We start from the raw sequence: 15,528 nt of genomic DNA on the forward strand, positions 1-15,528 counted from the left end.
TGCGCTCCAAGGCGGCGTCACCGCGTTTCGGCGTTCGCCTCGTTCACGGCCTCGTAGCCTGCGGTAAAGCCCGAGAGCGAGATCGTCAGGTCCACCTGCTGGTCCGGTGCGGCTGCGGGAACGATGGTCAGCGTCGCCTCGGCGCCGCGCTTAAACGCCGCAACCTCGGGTCCGGTGAAGCCGATGCGCGCAAAGCAACCGACCTGGCTGCAGAAGGTGTAGGGATAGCGCTTGGCCTGACCATCATCCACCGCCAGCGTCAGCGCCGGGGTCAGCAGCGTCTCGAGCGGGGTGACGATGGTCGCTCCCGCCGCCGCCTGCTGGCCTTCGGGGAGACCGAAGATCGAAATCTCGGCGACGGAGTTGCCGTCCTGGTCCTCGAGAAGCTGGTAAAGCTGGCAGGGGTCGTTCTCGGACTCGGTGCGCACGCAGCGCATCTGCCAATCGCCGAATTCCTCGGCGATATAGGTCTGCCCGGCGCGCGGCCCGGTCTGCGCCGGCTGGCCCATCGAAAGCTCGCCCGGCGCGGGCGCATTGCCGTCGGACGGTGCTGCCGTCTCGGTCTGGGCCTCGGCTTCGGCGGCCGGCGTCTCGCCCGTCGTGTCCGCGTCCTGCGCGACCGCCGGCGTCGCCGCCAGAAGCGCCAGAAGGGGCAGGGTCTTGGTCAGGTTCTTCATGGTCTCCCCGGATGCTGTTGCGGAGTTGGTCCGGCCTTAGCATGGCGCTGCGGGAGTGTCAGGCCCGGATCGCGCCGGCTGCCGCGGGGAGACTCAAAAAGGGCCCGCACCGGGGCCCTTTTCGTTGGTATGTCTCTCGCTGCCGGACTGGCCGACTTAGTTATGCCGGGACGCTACGGCCTTTCGTCCCACCGGTCAACAGTCGAAATTTCTTCAATTTCGCGCACCTGCCGGATGGCGTTGACGCAACGCAAAAGAGGCCGCGCCCGCAGGCGCGGCCAGTCAAACAGGGAGGAGTGCCGGGTTTTTCCCGGCGAACCTCGTGTCGCACACACACGTTAAGAGCGGGTTGAGCCCGCGCGGCGCCTGCGCCACCTTCGCCGTCGACGGCAGGAGGAGATGCCCTGGTGACGATACGGATGGACCGCGCCGAGCTGACGGCGTTTCTGCGGGCAGAGTTCCCGCAGGTCGCCGACGATTTCGAGGTGACGGGGGTTACCGCCGAGGGCGCGGCGCTGCACATGAAGGTGGGCGAGCGCAATCTGCGTCCCGGCGGCACCGTGTCAGGTCCAGCAATGTTCGCGCTGGCCGACGTTGCGTTCTATCTCGCGCTTCTGTCGCGGATCGGGCCGCAGGCGCTGGCGGTCACGACGAACTGCTCCATCGATTTCATGCGAAAGCCCGGGGCCGCGCCGATGCGAGCCGAGGCGCGTCTGCTCAAGCTCGGGCGGACGCTGGCCGTGGGCGACGTGCTTCTGTTCTCGGAAGGTGTGCCCGCCCCGGTGGCGCGGGCCAGCCTGACCTATGCGATACCGCCCGCGCGGTAGGACCGGCGCGGGCGGCAGCTTTACTTGGCTCAGAGGAGCGCCTTGGCCTTTTCGGCCACGGCCTCGGCCGTGATGCCGAAGCGCTCGTAAAGTTCCGGCGCCGGGGCCGATGCGCCGAAGCCTTCCATGCCGATGAAGCCGGCCTTCTGCTCGCGCCCGCGCTCGCCCAGAAGCCAGCGGTCCCAGCCCTGCCGCACGGCGGCCTCGACCGCGACGCGGACGGGGCCCGCGGGCAGCACGCGGCGGCGGTATTTCTCGTCCTGCTGCGCGAAGAGTTCCATGCACGGCATCGAGACGACGCGCGTGCCGATCCCCTCGGCCTGCAGCAGGTCACGGGCCTTCATGGCGATCTCGACTTCCGAGCCCGTGGCCATCAGGATCGCCTGTCGCTTGCCCTCGGCCTCGGCCAGAACATAGGCACCTTGCGCCGTCAGGTTCTTGGTCTTGTGCTCGGTCCGCACGGTGGGCAGACCCTGACGGCTGAGCGCGAGAACCGACGGCGTCTTCTCGCTGGTCAGCGCCAGTTCCCACGCCTCGGCGGTCTCGACCGTATCGGCGGGGCGGAAGACCCAAGTGTTTGGCGTGGCGCGGCAGATCGCCAGGTGCTCGACCGGCTGGTGCGTCGGACCGTCCTCGCCCAGCCCGATGGAATCGTGGGTCATGACATAGACGACCGGCGCGCCCATCAGCGCCGACAGGCGCATTGCGCCGCGGGCGTAGTCGGTGAAACAGAGGAAGGTGCCGCCATAGGGGCGCACGCCGCCGTGCAGCGCCATGCCGTTCATCGCGGCGGCCATGCCGTGTTCGCGGATGCCGTAATGGACGTAGCGGCCCTTGCGGTTGTCGGCGTCGAAGATGCCCAGGTCGGCGGTCATCGTGTTGTTCGATCCGGTCAGGTCGGCCGAGCCGCCCACCGTCTCGGGCATTGCCGGGTTCACGACCTCAAGCACCATCTCGGATGCCTTGCGGGTGGCAACCTTCGGCTGGCCCTCGCTGATCTGCTTTTTCAGCGCCCGGATGGTCGAGGCGAGCTTCTTCGGGGCCTCGCCGGCCTGCATGCGGGCGAACAGCGCCTTGCGGTTGTCGGAGAGTTCGTCGAAGCGGCTCTGCCATTCGGCGCGGGCAGTCGCGCCGCGGCGGCCGATCTCTTCCCACTGCGACTTCACGTCGGCCGGGATCTCGAACGGCGCGTGGGGCCAGCCATAGACTTCGCGCGTCGCGGCGATTTCGTCGGGGCCCAGCGGCGAGCCGTGCGCCTTGGCGGTGTCCTGCTTGTTGGGCGCGCCGAAGCCGATGGTCGTCTTGCACGCGATGAGCACGGGCTTGTCCGACGCCTTCGCCTTCTCGATAGCGGCGTCGATGTCGGCCGGATCATGGCCGTCGCACGAGAGCACGTCCCAGCCCGCCGCCTCGAACCGGGCCTTCTGGTCGGTGACGTCTGACAGGCTGACGCGGCCGTCGATCGAGATGTCGTTGTCGTCCCAGAACACCGTCAGCTTCGACAGCTTCTGCTTGCCGGCCAGGCCGATGGCTTCGTGGCTGATGCCCTCCATCAGGCAGCCGTCGCCGGCGATGACCCAGGTGCGGTGGTCGACGACCTTCTTGCCGAAGCGGGCGCGCAGGATCTCCTCGGCCATCGCGAAGCCGACCGAGTTGGCGAGCCCCTGGCCCAGCGGGCCAGTCGTGGTCTCGACGCCGTTGACCAGGAAGTTCTCGGGGTGGCCCGCCGTGATCGAGTGGAGCTGGCGGAAGTTCTTGATCTGGTCGAGCGTCATCTGCTCGTACCCGGTGAGGTGCAGCAGCGCGTAGATCAGCATCGAGCCGTGGCCTGCCGACAGGATGAAGCGGTCGCGGTCCGGCCAGTCGGGCGCGGCGGCGTCGAACTTCAGGTGCTTCTCGTACAGGACGGTGGCGACGTCGGCCATGCCCATGGGCATGCCGGGGTGGCCCGAATTGGCCGCCTGGACGGCGTCCATGGCCAGCACGCGGATCGCCGCGGCGCGGGTCCAGTGGTCGGGATGGGTCTCACGCAGGGTGGCGATATCCACTTGGTGCATTCCTTCGGCTGCCTCGATAGGGTCGCGCGGGTCTTAGCAGTCTCGGGGCCAATATCAAGCGCCGGGGGGCGGCGGGGCGTCGATGGGGGGCTGAAATCGCCCGCCAGTCGTCTATTGTCGGGCTGCGCGGGCGACGATGACCCGAATCGCAGGCGGCGCGAGACCGCCGCGCAAGACGAGAGGAACGGCAGGATGAAGGACATCACCGAACTGGAGCGCCGCATCACGGCGGCCCTCGACCGGATCGGCGCCGGCGTCGAAGGGCTGTCGCGGTCCGCCCCGGCGCCCGCGCCGTCCGACGACGAAGGGCAGACCACTGCCGTGCTGCAGGCCGAGCTTGAGGCCGAGCGCGAGACGACGGCCCAGCTCGAGGAGCGCGTGCGCGCGATCCAGGAAAGGCAGGACACCCGCGTCGTCCAACTCGAGGCCGAGCTGGCAGCGGCGATGGAGCGGCTCGACCGGGTCGAGGCCGACCGCCGCCGGATCAAGCGCGTCAACGACGAGCTGCGCGGCTCGAACCAGGCCCTGCGCGAGGCGAACGAGGCCGGGCTGGCCGACGCCGCGCTGGTGGACCAGGCGATGAGGACCGAACTGGACGCGCTGCGCGCGATGCGCGACAGCGACCGCGCCGAGATGGAAGAAATCCTCGCCGACCTCGCGCCGGCGCTCGACGAAGGAGAGACGGCCAATGCCTGAAGTGAAGGTCACCATCGGCCACCGCGAATTCGAGGTCGCCTGCCAGGCGGGCGAAGAGCATTACCTGCAGGCCGCCGCCAAGCTTCTGGACGTCGAGGCGACGGCGATCCTGGGCCAGATCGGCCGGCTGCCCGAGGCACGGATGCTGCTGATGGCGGGATTGATGCTCGCCGACAAGACGGCCGGAATGGAAGAGCAACTGGGCGCCATGGAAGAGCAGCAGCGTGGGCTAGAACGCTCGGTCGCGGCGCTGCAATCCGAGATCGACCGGCTGAAGAACGCCCCGCCGCCCGAGCCCGAGCGCGTCGAGGTGCCGGTGATCCCGCCGCACGTGGCCGACAGCCTTGCCGAACTCGCCGCGCGCGCCGAATCGGTGGCCGACAAGGTCGAGGAGCGGGCGGCGGAGTAAGCGGCCATCCTGTGAGCAAAAGGAGCGCCTTCGGCGCACGCTGTCACTTGCGCCGGGCTGCGCCCGGCGCGGTGCCTCCGGCGGGGATATTTCAGGACCGAAGATGAACCTTTCGTCGTCCGGCCTTAGCCGCGGCGGTCGAGGGCGCGCGCGATGAGGGCGTCGAAAGCCTCGCGGCCTTGGACCTGCGCCACCTCTTCCGCCGTGACCGTGACGCCCCAGTTCCGGGCCATCGCCGCGTAGCGCGGCTGGCGGTGGGCAAGCGCACGGGAATAGGTCCAGCGGACGAAGGCGTCGGGATCGACGTCTGTCTCGGCCAGGTCATGTGTGCTCAGGTACTCGGCCCAGGCATCGCGCAGGAACTCGGGCTGGTAGTACATGGGCTTGGGCGCGCGGTCGAAGCGGCGGACGAGCTCCTCGGTGTGCGCCTCCGATCCCTCGATCCAGACCATCAGGAGGTTCTGCGACAGCGCGGTGAGCACCGGGTCCTCGGGGTTGTCCGGATCCACCACCTCGCAGATCGAGCCGCCGGTGTCGCAGACGAAATTGTCGTAGCCATAGATCGCCTTCGCACGCTCGATGAAGTGCGCGGTGTCGAGAAGCGCGTTCACCTCGGCCACGCGGTGCTGCTCCTGCCGGCGCATGTACTCGTCGAAGGGCAGTCCGCCCTTCTCCGGATTTCCCGGCTTGCCGAGATATGTCGAGAGCGGCGCGAGGTTGTGGAAGGTGATGTTGGACGCGATGTAGATCGAGTCGGTCAGTAGCAGCTCGCGCAGGAACGGGTTGCGCATCGCCTCGCGCTTGAAGTTGTCGACGATGTGCTCGCCCATGTAGCGGGTACCGATGCGGTAATCGATCGAGTAGTGGAACCACCCGCCCGAGCCGCGCAGCATCGAGGCGAGGTGCGTCTTGCCCAGTCCCGACATGCCGAACAGGCAGACCCGTTTCGTCTTCGCCCCGCGCCAATCCTCTGCGCTGTCGTAGATCATCCGATCACCCCTCCGCTTCGCCCGGTTGCATAGCGCGCGGCGCACACGGAGGGTAGGGGGCCGAAACGAAAAGACCCCGCCCGGAGACCGGACGGGGTCGGATCGCGCCAGAGCGTGGAGCGATCAGAACTTGTAGCCGAGCCGCAGACCGAAGGCGACGGCGGAGTTGTCGTCGAACTGGCCGAGCGCGGTTCCCGGGGTGCTGGGCGAAGTCGTCTCGGCATCGCCGATGTTGACGTAGCGCACGCCGCCAGTGATCTCGTAGGTCTCGGTTTCGTAGGTCAGGCCGAGCCCCAGCGAGGTCTGCCCGTCCGTCGGCCCGAGGTTCGAGGAGAACCCGCCGGTGTCCGGTTCGTAGCCGACGGTGACGGCGCCGGACCAGTTTTCGTTGAAGCGGCGGCCGAGACCCAGCGTATAGGTGATGGTGTCGTCGTCGTAGGCGACGAGCGGCACCGTGGTCGTGGCTTCGAAGATGCTCGGCGCGATCTCGAACTCGTCCCAGTCGACCCAGCGGACCGAGCCGAACAGCAGCGTGTCTTCCGCGATGCCTGTCTGGAAGTCTAGGTTCACCGACTGGGGCACCGTGGTCGAGAATTCGGTCGGCGATCCCGGGGCCGCATTGCCGGCGAAGGCTTCGTCGGCGCTGAAGTCGTGGGTGATCTCGGAGTTGTAGGTCAGCGCAACGCGCAGGGCGATCTCAGGTTTTTCATAGGCGACGCCAACCACGTAGCCCAGATCCGTCTCGCTCGACGTCTCCATCGTGTAGGCGCCCACGTTAGGAAGGCTGACGCGCCCTTCGGCCTGCTGAATGCGGAGGCCGCCGTAGACGCTGAAGTTCGATGGCAGCGCGTACTTCGCCAGCGCCGTCACGGCGGTCGAGTCGATCTCGGCCGTGGAGCCGGCATAGGGGTAGTTCGGGCCGTTGGGGAAGGGCAGGCCGTCTCCGTCCGGGTAATCCACATCCGCGCCGATGGGCTGGTCGAGGATCAGGGCAAGCGACACGCGGTCGTTCACTTGCGTCTTCACCCCGAGCGAAAAGGTGGAGTAATCCTCGGCCATGTCGCCGGACCCGATGCTGGCGCCGGGCGGCAGAAGGGCAGTGTTCACGGCACCGCTGATGTCCGGGCTTGCATAGCCGAACGAAAGCGAGGCGTAGTTGCTTTCCTCGAACAGGATCGCGGACGACTGGACCGAACGCTCCACGCCCCCGGCGGCGGCGGCGCCCGCGCCGAGTGCGAGCGCGGCGACGGCCGTTGCTGTTGTTCTCATTCTTGTTCCTCCCTCAAGAAGCTGTGATCTTGCTAGGGGCGGGAACAGCATGTGGTCAATTTTAACCTGACGTCACGACCGCGCGGGCGGGAACTTCCCCGTGCGACGTGTGCGCGATGCAACTCTCAGGCGGCGCGCCTCCGGTCGCGCCTGTCGGCCCAGAGGTTGAGGTAGTTCGCCCCGAAGATGATCGCCGCGCCCATGATCACCAGCGCGTCCACCGGTTCTGCATAGACGATCATGCCCACCACCGCGATCACGGGCAGACGCATGAAATCGAACGGCATGACCACCGCCGCCGGGGCGAGGGTGAGCGCCGTGGTCAGGCAGAAATGCGCCAGAAGGCCCGCGATCCCGATTACCACGAGGCCCGGGAGTGTCGCGGCCGAGGGCAGGGCGATGTCGCCGTCGATGCCCGCGCAGACGATGCCGAAGACGGCCTGCATCACCGTCAGCCAGAACAGGATGCAGGTGATTGTGGCAGTGCGGGTGAGCAGCTTGGTGAATACGGCGGAACCGGCGAATCCGACGGCTGCCCCGGCCGCCGCGACGATGCCGGGTTCGATGTTGCCGAAGTCGGGCCGGGCGACGATCAGGATGCCGCAGAAGCCGATGGCGGCCGTGGCCAGCCGCGGCGCGGTCAGACGCTCGCCCAGGATCAGCGGGGCCATGACGACGGCGACCCAGATGGGCATCGAGAACTCAAGCGCGAAGACCTGCGCGAGCGGGATCAGCGTGATCGCGTAGAACCACAGGTTCTGGCCGGTGAAATGGCTGATGTTGCGGATCAGGTGGATGCCGAGCCGCTGGGTGTTGACCTCGCGCAGGTGTCCCGTCGCGCCGCCGATGATCAGTACGATCAGGATGCCGACGAAGGAGCGGTAGGTCATGATCTCGAACGTGTCGAGCTCGAACGAAACCTCGCGCCCGGCCACGGCCATGGACGAGAACGAGGCGATGGCCCCGAACATCCAGAGCGCGGCCTTGCCCGCGTTGTGCGTCTCGACCTGCAGCGTCGCCATGTGTCCCCTCCCTCGCGCGCGCGGGCACGCTAGGTCGGCCCCGCGGGAAAGGGAAGCGGCTGCGGCGGACACGATCGGCAAACCCGGCGCTGCGGTCCTGTCAGGTGACCAGCGCCATGAGCGTGATCAGAACGACGATCACCAGAAGGGCGACATAGGTGCCCGGCCTTTGCCAGCGGTTCTTGTCGGCATAGCAGTAGCCGCAGTGCGCACCGCGCAGGCGCATCTTGTGGCCGCATTCGTCGCAGGTGAAGATACGGAACGCGCGGGAGCGGTGTGTTGAATGGTGGCTGTTTGAATCACGGGGCACGACGGTACTCGCTCGGAAATCGGTGCAGGTAATGCACCGACCAAAACGTGTTCCGTGGCGTCTGGCAAGCGGGAAGCGCGCGGCGGGCTGTCCGTCTCACGAGACGCCCCCGGCTGTGCCTGTCACGTGATCAGGAGCCCTCGGCGCGACCCGTCATTCCCACTCGATGGTGCCCGGCGGCTTCGACGTGATGTCGTAGGTCACGCGGTTGATGCCGTTGACCTCGTTGATGATCCGCGTCGCCGTTTCACCCAGGAATTCGTGGGTGAAGGGGTAGTAGTCGGCGGTCATGCCGTCCACGCTGGTCACCGCACGCAGGGCGCAGGCATAGTCGTAGGTGCGGCCGTCGCCCATGACGCCCACGGTGCGCACCGGCAGGATCGCCACGAAGGCCTGCCAGATGTCGTCGTAAAGCCCGTGCTTGCGGATCTGGTCGATATAGACGGCGTCGGCCTTGCGCAGGATGTCGAGCTTATCGCGCGTGATCTCGCCCGGGCAGCGGATCGCCAGGCCGGGGCCGGGGAAGGGATGCCGGCCGATGAAGCTTTGCGGCAGGCCCAGTTCGCGGCCAAGCGCGCGGACCTCGTCCTTGAAGAGTTCGCGCAGCGGCTCGACCAGCTTCAGGCCCATCTTCTCGGGCAGGCCGCCCACGTTGTGGTGCGACTTGATGGTGACAGACGGGCCGCCCGAGAAGCTGACGCTCTCGATCACGTCCGGGTAAAGCGTGCCCTGCGCCAGGAACTTCGCGCCCTCGATCTGGTCGGCGTATTTCTGGAACACGTCGATGAAGAGCCGGCCGATGGTCTTGCGCTTGGTCTCCGGATCGCTGACGCCTTCGAGTTCGCCCAGGAACAGTTCGCTCTCGTCGGCGTGGATCAGAGGGATGTTGTAGTGGTCGCGGAACATCGTGACCACTTCCTCGGCCTCGCCCAGCCGCAGAAGGCCGTGGTCGACGAAGACGCAGGTCAGCTGGTCGCCGATCGCCTCGTGGATCAGCACAGCGGCGACCGAGCTGTCCACGCCGCCCGACAGGCCGCAGATCACCTTCGCATCGCCCACCTGCTCGCGGATCATGCGGATCGCCTCGTCGCGATAGGCGCCCATCGTCCAGTCGCCGCGGAAACCGGCGAGGCGGGTGAAGTTCTCCAGCAGTTTGCGGCCGTTCGGGGTGTGATGCACCTCTGGGTGGAACTGCACGGCGAAGAAGTTGCGGTCATAGTCCGCAACGATGGCATAGGGCGCGTTCGGCGACTTGCCGATCACCTCGAACCCCGGGGCGAGCTTCGCCACCCGGTCGCCGTGGGACATCCACACCTCCTCGCGCCCCGTGGCGAAGAGGCCCGAAAAGATCGTGTCGTCGCCGTGCCGGCCCGCCGGCTCGACGAAGGCGCGGCCGAATTCGCGGTGCTGGTCGGATTCGACGTGCCCGCCCAGCTGCTCGATCATCACCTGCTGGCCATAGCAGATGCCCAGGACGGGCACGCCCATCTCGAACACCTTTTGCGGCGCGCGCGGGCTGTCGGGCGCGTTCACGCTGGCGGGGCCGCCCGAAAGGATCACCGCCTTCGGGTTCAGCTCGTAGAGCGTTGCGTCGTCCACCGACTGGTAGGGGCGGATCTCGCAGAAGACGTTCGCCTCGCGCAGGCGGCGGGCGATCAGCTGCGTCACCTGGCTGCCGAAGTCGATGATGAGAAGCAGGTCGTGGGATGCGGTCGCGGTCATGGCGCGTGATTAGGGGCGCAGCGCGGCGGAGGCAAGCGAGATCGGAGCGACGAACAGGGAAGAGCGGCGGCGCATCCGCAGCGCGCCTGGCCCGCCAGGCGGCGGAGCTCGGCCGCAGCTCCGCTCCGCCGCGACCGTGAGTGGCGGCGCCACACGAATTAGCACCGGTCGACACGGCGGCATAGACCTGTGGACCGTTTATCCACAGGTCGCCCACAACTTTCGGTGTATTCTAGCCTTAAGGCTATACCTCTGGCGGAAGGAGCGGGCGGTCTCCGGCCAATCCTCTTGCATCGGCCCCGGCGGCGTGAGCCTATGGCGCGGCGATGAAGAAACTGGCCGTCATAGCTGTCGCGCTCGCTCTGCAGGCGCTGCCCTTCCGGGGTACTGCCGGCACGGTCTCGGTCGCCGTGGCGGCCAACGTTTTGCCCGCGATCGAGGAGATGGCGGAGACGTTCGCGCGCGAGACGGACCATGGGTTGCGCATCTCGTCCGGTTCGACGGGTCGCCTTTACGCCCAGATCCGCGCCGGTGCCCCCTACGACGTCTTTCTGGCCGCAGACGCCGAGCGGCCGGAGCGCCTGGAGGGGGACGGGCTGGTGGAGAGGCGGCGGACATACGCGCTTGGACGCCTGGCGCTCGTGGGGCCGCCGGGCACGCTGGACGACCCGGCGGCGGCGCTGCGGGGCCAGCGGCTGACCGTGGCGGATCCCGCGGTCGCCCCCTACGGCCTGGCGGCGATGGAGACGCTGACGGCGCTGGGGCTGAAGCCGCAGGACGTCCGCCTAGTGACCGGCGAAAGCGTGGGGCAGACGGCGATGTTCGTGGCCACCGGGAACGCGCCCTACGGGTTCCTCGCCCGGTCGCTTCTGCCGCAGGTGCGGGCGGCGCGGGACGTCGACGTCTGGGACGTGCCGCCGGACCACCACGCGCCGATCCGGCAGGACGCGGCGCTTCTGTCCCGCGGCGCCAGTGCTGAGGCCGCACTGGCGTTCTGGGACTGGCTTCAGGGCGACGCGGCGCGGGCAATCCTGAGTAGCGCGGGTTACGAGGTGCCGGACTAGTGCTGCTCGACGCCGTGTGGCTGTCGGTCCGGCTTTCGGCCGTGACCACGGCGATCCTTCTGGTGATCGGCCTGCCGCTGGCCTGGTGGCTTGCGACCACGTGCTCGCGGTTCAAGCCGGCGGTCGAGGCGCTGACGGCGCTGCCGCTTGTTCTACCGCCGACTGTACTTGGGTTCTACCTCCTGGTGCTGATGAGCCCCGATACGCCGCTGGGCGCGGCCTGGGTGCGGCTGACGGGCGACACGCTGACCTTCAGCTTCGCGGGGCTGGTCGTCGCCTCGATCCTCTACTCGCTGCCCTTCGCAGTGCAGCCGATGCAGACCGCGTTTTCCGGCGTCGGGACAGGGCTGATGGAGGCGGCGGCGATGCTGGGTGCCGACCGGCTGGACGCCTTCCGCACCATCGCGCTGCCGCTCGCCCGGCGGGGGATGCTGACGGCAGGGGTGCTGACCTTTGCCCACACCCTGGGCGAATTCGGCGTGGTGCTGATGGTCGGCGGCAACATCCCCGGCCGGACGCGCGTGATCTCGATCGAGATTTTCACGGCGGTCGAAACGCTCGATTATCGCACGGCGCACGTGCTGTCGGCGGGGCTTCTGGTCGTGTCGTTCATCGTGCTGACCTTCGTCTACGTCCTCAATCGCGGGCGCGCGCGTGGCTGAGGTGCTGTCTTTCGACCTGTCGCTCCGGCGCGACGGCTTCGCCCTGTCGTTGACCGAGCGCATCCCGCTCGACGGCGTCACCGCCGTCACGGGGCCGAGCGGGGCGGGCAAGACGACGTTGCTGCGCTGTCTCGCCGGGCTCGAGCGGGGCGCGTCGGGCAGCGTGCGGCTGGGCGACGACGTATTGCAAGATGAAACACGCTTCGTGCCACCGCACGCGCGGGGCGTCGGATACGTCTTTCAGGAGGCGCGGCTGTTTCCGCACATGAGCGTCGCGCGTAACCTTGCCTACGGCGCGCGGCGGCGCGGTGTGGCGCAGGAGCGTATCGAGGAGATCGTGCGCCTGCTCGATCTTGCGCCGCTGCTCGACCGGCGGCCGGGGGGCCTGTCGGGCGGAGAGTCGCGGCGTGTGGCGCTCGGCCGGGTGCTGGCCTCGCAACCCCGCGTGCTGTTTCTGGACGAGCCGATGACCGGGCTCGATTCCGCGCGCAAGGCCGAGATCATGCCGCACATCGTCCGCGCCACCCACGGGCTGGGGCTGCCCGCGCTCCTGGTGAGCCACGCCGAGGACGAGATTCAGACCTTGGCCGACCGGGTGCTGAAGATCGAGGAGGGCGGGCACGCGGGCTGGGGCCGGGTGCCGGTGCGCCTGCCGGCGCGCGTGGTCGAGCATTGCGACCATGGCGCCGTCCTGGTGGTCGGAGAGGCACGGCTGATCCTGCCGCTGCCCGCTTCGGCCGAGCGGAACTGGGCGCTCGCCGTGCCGCCTGACGGTGCGCTTGTCTCGACCGGGCCGCCGGGTCCCGGGAATGCCCTGGCAAGCCTTCAGGCGCGGGTCGGTGCGGTTCCTGGTGACGGAACGGTGGCGCTGGAGGTTGCTGGGCATACCGTTGCCTGGCCGTGGCCCGAGGGACGGATCGTGCCTCCGCCGGGAAGCGATGTGTGGTTCACGATCCTGAAGGTCTATCCGCGTCCCACAGGTTGATTCCCGCGCTCCGTTTCGCGCTGCTTCACAAATGGCCCCGGATCAGCCGATTAGCGCGTCCGAAGGAACTCTGGTTTGCGCCATGTTCCCGCCACAAACAGTGAGCCCTGCGCACAACGCGAACACACTTCGACATCCCGGCGACCGGTGGATAGAACGCATCCGCCGTTTATCCATTTCCAATCAAGACATTGTTAAGGCGCCAATTTCCATGGGAACGGTGCCCGGATGCTTCGCACCCGCGAATCCGGGACTGGAGGTCGGATTCCCCGGCCGCTCCTGACCATTCGCATAGGATCGGGCGCGATCTTTCCCCGCAATGGCCCCTCGCGCGGCGTAAACCTGCCCCCTTCCCGCCACTTTTTCCTTCGTCTCGCCGTTCGGCCCCCGTAGGTTGCAGATGGCCGGAGCGATCCGGCCCGGCCAGCGGGGGCTTGGCCGACGGGCTTCGAACCGAACCTTCGAGAGGAGGCGGGGTCACACTCCGCCACGCGCATGGCCAGACCGGCGGCGACAGGCCGCGGGATGAACCAATGCGGCCGAAAGAACCGGTCGCGCGTGAAGATCAGCGCCGGGCCGGGCGAGCCAACGCATCGGGCCTTGGGGAACGGGAGACGGTAAATGTCGAACTACTTGCTGGACTGGTCGAAGGCCGGGCTGGAGGGCACCTTCGGTGTCGACGGACCCAACGGAACCCTCGACGTGCGCGTCGGCACGGGCTGGCACGACAGCGGCGATCTGCGCATCGAAGAGAAATACGGCGAGAAGCTGATCGTCTCGGACCCCGACGACGGCAAGTCGACGACCTGCATCTCGTTCGACGAGCCGGTCGAGGGCGTGTCGTTCAAGCTTTACGACGTGGACGAGGGCCAGACCTGGGACGACAAGGTGACGGTGATCGCCCGCGACGCGGACGGCAACGTGCTGGACGTCACGTTCTCGGACCTGAACGGCCAGAAGGTCTATGGAAACACGCTCAAGGGCGAAGGCGACCTTCAGGGCGGCGAGCATCCCGTGAGCGTGACCGTGAGCGGCGAGGTCGCGACGCTCGAGATCGTGCACGAGGACAAGGGCGATTGCGGCGACGGCTCGGGCAAGGTCGGCATCGGTGACATCTCGTTCGACTACGGCCCCGCGCTCGACGGATACGTCGAGGGCACGAACGGCGACGACGTCATCGACATCGACTATACGGGTGACCCCGAGGGCGACCGCATCGACCACGGCGACGCGATCCTGCCGGGCGAGACGGGCGACGATGACATCGTGTTGGCGGGTGGCGGAGACGACGAGATTCGGTCCGGCGACGGCAACGACGAGATCTACGGCGGCGGCGGCGACGACACCCTTCATGGGGGCACGGGCGACGACGTCATCTACGGCGACAGGACCGGTCCCGGCGCAGGCGAACGCGTGACGCTGGACTTCGAGGGCTTTCACTCGGGCGAAATCGTCGGCAACCAGTACGCGTCGATGGGCGTAACCATCTCGTCGGGCGACGGGCACCACCCGGCCATGATCTTCGACTCCGAGCATCCCACTGGCGGTGACCGTGACCTCGGGACCGGCGACCTCGGCAACGTGCTGATCGTGTCCGAGGACGGGGACTCGAGCGACCCGGACGACAACGCCCACGGGGGCGAGCTGCGCTTCGACTTCGACAGCCCGTCCTCCGTGCACGAACTGACACTGCTCGACATCGAGGAGTCGGGCGGCGAGATCCGCCTCTACGACGGTGACGGAGAACTGATCCGCGAGGTCGCGATTCCGCGCGACTGCGACGGCGGCCGGCAGACGCTGTCGATCGACACCCACGGCGTCTCGCGGATGGTGGTCGAACTCGCCGGCAGCGGCGCCATCGACAACGTTTCGTTCACCCCGTCGGGAGACGAGGGCGGCGACAACGACGACCATCTCTACGGCGACGAGGGCCACGACACGATCTACGGCGGCGGCGGCGACGACTTGATCGTCGGTGGCGCGGACGGCGACACCCTGTACGGCGGGGACGATTCCGACCATTTCATCGTCGACGATCACGGTCACGGCATCGGCGACTACGTCGATGGTGGATCGGGCGGCAACGATGACGACCGGCTCGATCTTACGGGTTCGGGCACCTTCCGCATCGTGGACAGGACGACCGACAGCGACGGCAACGGCTACGACGGAACGGTCGAGTGGCTGGACGACGACGGCGACGTGACCGGCCGGCTCGAGTTCGACAACATCGAGGAGATCATCGTCTGCTTCACCCCGGGCACGGCCATCGCCACGCCCATGGGCGAGCGTGCGGTGGAAGAGCTTGCGCCAGGTGACCGGGTGCTGACCCGCGACAACGGCATTCAGGAGATCGCGTGGACCGGCAACAAGCGGCTGGACCGGCTGGACCTGAGCGCCGCGCCGCACCTGCAGCCGGTGCTGATCCGCAAGGGCGCGCTCGGCCAGGGGCTGCCAGAGCGCGACATGATGGTGAGCCCGAACCACCGGGTCCTGGTGTCGAGCGACCGCGCCGCGCTGTTCTTCGAAGAGCGCGAGGTGCTCGTCGCCGCGAAGCACCTGGTCGGGCAGGCGGGGATCGAGCGGACGCTGCCCGAGCGGGTCAGCTACATCCACTTCATGTTCGAGCGGCACGAGGTCGTGCTGTCCGACGGCGCCTGGACCGAAAGCTTCCAGCCGGGCGACTACACCATGCAGGGGCTCGAGACTTCGCAGCGGCGCGAGATCCTCGACCTTTTCCCCGAGCTGGAAAGCGTGAAGGGCATGGCAGACTACGCCGCCGCGCGCCGGACGCTGAAGCGGCACGAGGCCCGGCTTCTGGCCTGCTGAACGCGTGCGA

Annotated in this window: 14 protein-coding genes; 7 read left to right on the top strand and 7 right to left on the bottom strand. The window is 67.9% G+C overall.

Annotated features, from left to right (window positions below; genetic code table 11):
- Positions 1 to 17: 17 nt before the first annotated feature.
- Positions 18 to 677 (bottom strand): invasion associated locus B family protein, encoded by a 660-nt coding sequence (locus BM162_RS07545; protein ID WP_093419934.1) that lies wholly within the window; start codon positions 675 to 677, stop codon positions 18 to 20.
- A gap of 407 nt (positions 678 to 1,084) precedes the next feature.
- Here BM162_RS07545 and BM162_RS07550 point away from each other — a divergent pair, with 407 nt between their 5' ends.
- The gene (locus tag BM162_RS07550) at positions 1,085 to 1,504 is read left to right on the top strand and encodes a PaaI family thioesterase (protein ID WP_093419938.1); all 420 of its coding nucleotides are present in this window, start codon (positions 1,085 to 1,087) and stop codon (positions 1,502 to 1,504) included.
- Between the two features lie 29 nt (positions 1,505 to 1,533).
- Here BM162_RS07550 and tkt read toward each other — a convergent pair whose 3' ends face one another.
- Positions 1,534 to 3,552 (bottom strand): transketolase, encoded by a 2,019-nt coding sequence (gene tkt, locus BM162_RS07555; RefSeq protein ID WP_093419941.1) that lies wholly within the window; start codon positions 3,550 to 3,552, stop codon positions 1,534 to 1,536.
- A 201-nt stretch (positions 3,553 to 3,753) separates the two neighbouring features.
- Between tkt and BM162_RS07560 the strand changes: the two genes are divergently transcribed.
- Entirely contained in the window at positions 3,754 to 4,257 is a 504-nt protein-coding gene (locus BM162_RS07560; protein WP_093419943.1) for a hypothetical protein, read from the top strand.
- Positions 4,250 to 4,666, top strand: a complete 417-nt coding sequence (locus BM162_RS07565; RefSeq protein WP_093419946.1) for a cell division protein ZapA — start codon at positions 4,250 to 4,252, stop codon at positions 4,664 to 4,666. The genes BM162_RS07560 and BM162_RS07565 overlap by 8 nt, the downstream gene beginning before the upstream one ends.
- 125 nt (positions 4,667 to 4,791) lie before the next feature.
- Here BM162_RS07565 and BM162_RS07570 read toward each other — a convergent pair whose 3' ends face one another.
- The 5 genes from BM162_RS07570 to guaA all read right to left on the bottom strand — a co-directional run bounded on the left by BM162_RS07570 (position 4,792) and on the right by guaA (position 9,978).
- Positions 4,792 to 5,655 carry an ATPase gene (locus BM162_RS07570; protein ID WP_093419948.1) on the bottom strand — a complete coding sequence of 288 codons (864 nt, stop codon included), beginning with the start codon at positions 5,653 to 5,655 and terminating at the stop codon, positions 4,792 to 4,794.
- Between the two features lie 123 nt (positions 5,656 to 5,778).
- On the bottom strand, positions 5,779 to 6,924 hold the full coding sequence (locus BM162_RS07575) for an OmpP1/FadL family transporter (RefSeq protein WP_093419951.1): 1,146 nt from the start codon (positions 6,922 to 6,924) through the stop codon (positions 5,779 to 5,781).
- A 125-nt stretch (positions 6,925 to 7,049) separates the two neighbouring features.
- Positions 7,050 to 7,946: a DMT family transporter gene (locus BM162_RS07580; RefSeq protein ID WP_245759197.1), complete on the bottom strand. Its 897-nt coding sequence runs from the start codon at positions 7,944 to 7,946 to the stop codon at positions 7,050 to 7,052.
- 100 nt (positions 7,947 to 8,046) lie between these two features.
- Entirely contained in the window at positions 8,047 to 8,256 is a 210-nt protein-coding gene (locus BM162_RS22350; protein ID WP_143096116.1) for a hypothetical protein, read from the bottom strand.
- Between the two features lie 153 nt (positions 8,257 to 8,409).
- Positions 8,410 to 9,978 carry a glutamine-hydrolyzing GMP synthase gene (gene guaA / locus BM162_RS07585; RefSeq protein ID WP_093419953.1) on the bottom strand — a complete coding sequence of 523 codons (1,569 nt, stop codon included), beginning with the start codon at positions 9,976 to 9,978 and terminating at the stop codon, positions 8,410 to 8,412.
- 326 nt (positions 9,979 to 10,304) lie between these two features.
- Here guaA and modA point away from each other — a divergent pair, with 326 nt between their 5' ends.
- From modA to BM162_RS07605, 4 genes are all read left to right on the top strand, one after another.
- The gene (modA, locus tag BM162_RS07590) at positions 10,305 to 11,042 is read left to right on the top strand and encodes a molybdate ABC transporter substrate-binding protein (protein WP_093419955.1); all 738 of its coding nucleotides are present in this window, start codon (positions 10,305 to 10,307) and stop codon (positions 11,040 to 11,042) included.
- Positions 11,042 to 11,704: a molybdate ABC transporter permease subunit gene (modB, locus tag BM162_RS07595; RefSeq protein WP_093419958.1), complete on the top strand. Its 663-nt coding sequence runs from the start codon at positions 11,042 to 11,044 to the stop codon at positions 11,702 to 11,704. Before modA ends, modB begins: the two co-directional genes overlap by 1 nt.
- Positions 11,697 to 12,689 carry an ATP-binding cassette domain-containing protein gene (locus BM162_RS07600; RefSeq protein WP_177215090.1) on the top strand — a complete coding sequence of 331 codons (993 nt, stop codon included), beginning with the start codon at positions 11,697 to 11,699 and terminating at the stop codon, positions 12,687 to 12,689. The genes modB and BM162_RS07600 overlap by 8 nt, the downstream gene beginning before the upstream one ends.
- A gap of 621 nt (positions 12,690 to 13,310) precedes the next feature.
- On the top strand, positions 13,311 to 15,518 hold the full coding sequence (locus tag BM162_RS07605) for a Hint domain-containing protein (protein WP_143096117.1): 2,208 nt from the start codon (positions 13,311 to 13,313) through the stop codon (positions 15,516 to 15,518).
- Positions 15,519 to 15,528: the final 10 nt, after the last annotated feature.

It is taken from the genome of Tranquillimonas alkanivorans (genome assembly GCF_900115595.1).
Lineage (GTDB): Bacteria > Pseudomonadota > Alphaproteobacteria > Rhodobacterales > Rhodobacteraceae > Tranquillimonas > Tranquillimonas alkanivorans.

Excerpts from the sequence above, each read along its gene's own strand:
- BM162_RS07575 (WP_093419951.1), bottom strand. The coding sequence starts at position 6,924 with ATGAGAACAACAGCAACGGCCGTCGCCGCGCTCGCACTCGGCGCGGGC.
- BM162_RS07570 (WP_093419948.1), bottom strand. The coding sequence starts at position 5,655 with ATGATCTACGACAGCGCAGAGGATTGGCGCGGGGCGAAGACGAAACGG.
- modA (WP_093419955.1), top strand. The coding sequence starts at position 10,305 with ATGAAGAAACTGGCCGTCATAGCTGTCGCGCTCGCTCTGCAGGCGCTG.
- BM162_RS07605 (WP_143096117.1), top strand. The coding sequence starts at position 13,311 with ATGTCGAACTACTTGCTGGACTGGTCGAAGGCCGGGCTGGAGGGCACC.
- BM162_RS07580 (WP_245759197.1), bottom strand. The coding sequence starts at position 7,946 with ATGGCGACGCTGCAGGTCGAGACGCACAACGCGGGCAAGGCCGCGCTC.
- BM162_RS07565 (WP_093419946.1), top strand. The coding sequence starts at position 4,250 with ATGCCTGAAGTGAAGGTCACCATCGGCCACCGCGAATTCGAGGTCGCC.
- BM162_RS07545 (WP_093419934.1), bottom strand. The coding sequence starts at position 677 with ATGAAGAACCTGACCAAGACCCTGCCCCTTCTGGCGCTTCTGGCGGCG.
- BM162_RS07560 (WP_093419943.1), top strand. The coding sequence starts at position 3,754 with ATGAAGGACATCACCGAACTGGAGCGCCGCATCACGGCGGCCCTCGAC.
- guaA (WP_093419953.1), bottom strand. The coding sequence starts at position 9,978 with ATGACCGCGACCGCATCCCACGACCTGCTTCTCATCATCGACTTCGGC.